The 1,123-nt window shown below is 45.0% G+C and carries 1 protein-coding gene; it reads right to left on the bottom strand.

Going from position 1 to position 1,123, the window contains the following annotated elements; all coding sequences use genetic code 11:
* Positions 1 to 60 precede the first annotated feature (60 nt).
* Complete coding sequence (locus D0S45_20455; GenBank protein ID TIH08733.1) at positions 61 to 1,101, bottom strand: IS481 family transposase; 1,041 nt, start codon at positions 1,099 to 1,101, stop codon at positions 61 to 63.
* Positions 1,102 to 1,123: the final 22 nt, after the last annotated feature.

Here is a 1,123-nt window from a genome sequence, read left to right on the forward strand (position 1 = left end):
TTGTAGTGGTTCATACTTGATCTGACAGTCCGCCTTTCTGATGGGACCGAAATTGTCAGTTTAGTTTAAACTTTGGACCTTGTCGTTCCAGAGTTCTCTTCCATCCAGCATAGTTGCCATTGGTGTTCTACCGCAACACATTTTTCCCTGATGAGAACGTTGCGTGTTGTATTCATCAATCCAGATATCAAGATCAGCCTGCAATTCGTCCAGTGAAGCGTAAATCTTACGCCTAAATGTGACCTTGTAAAATTCATCCAGAATCGTTTTATGGAAACGTTCGCAAATACCGTTGGTTTGTGGATGACGAGCCTTAGTCTTTGTGTGCTCGATACCGCAAACGCCAAGAAACAGCTGATAGTCATGTGTTTCAAGGTTTCCGCAATATTCTGTCCCTCTGTCTGTGAGAATGCGCAGAATCCCCATATCCTGCTCCGCAAAGAATGGAACGACTTTGTCATTCAGCATGTCAGCAGCTGTSATCGGTGTCTTGGTAGTGTAAAGCTTGGCTGCTGCCCATTTGGAATATGTGTCCACGAAAGTCTGCTGGTAAATCTGCCCAACTCCTTTAATCGTGCCGACATAGAAAGTATCTTGGCTACCTAGATAACCCGGATGCGCAGTTTCAATTTCACCACAGGCCAGATCGTYATCCTTTTTCTTCTCGAGAGCCTGAACCTGTGCTTCAGTAAGGAGTATTCCTTGGTCGGCAGAGATCTTTTCCAACGCCTTTAGGCGGAGCTTGAAATTATGCAGATCGTGCCGCATCCAGATAGATCTAATGCCGGACGGTGAAACAAAAACACCCAATTTCCTTAGCTCGTTACTGGCTCTTGTTTGTCCATGAGCAGGAAAGTCAGTTGCATAAACCACAACGGCGTCTTCGATTGCCTGATCTACCCGATTTTTCATGTTGGGTTTACGGCGAGACTTGTCAAAAAGAGCTTCAACTCCACCTTCTTCCTTAGCTGACTGATACCGATAAAAAGTATCGCGAGAAAAACCCATCAGCTTGCAAGCTCTGGAAACATTACCAAGCTCTTCAGCCAGATTCAGCAGACCAATCTTGTGTTTTATGATGTTTTGATTGAAACTGGACATGTGGTTCTCCTTGGGCATAGTG

The organism is Marinifilum sp. JC120 (genome assembly GCA_004923195.1).
In the GTDB taxonomy this organism is placed as follows: domain Bacteria; phylum Desulfobacterota; class Desulfovibrionia; order Desulfovibrionales; family Desulfovibrionaceae; genus Maridesulfovibrio.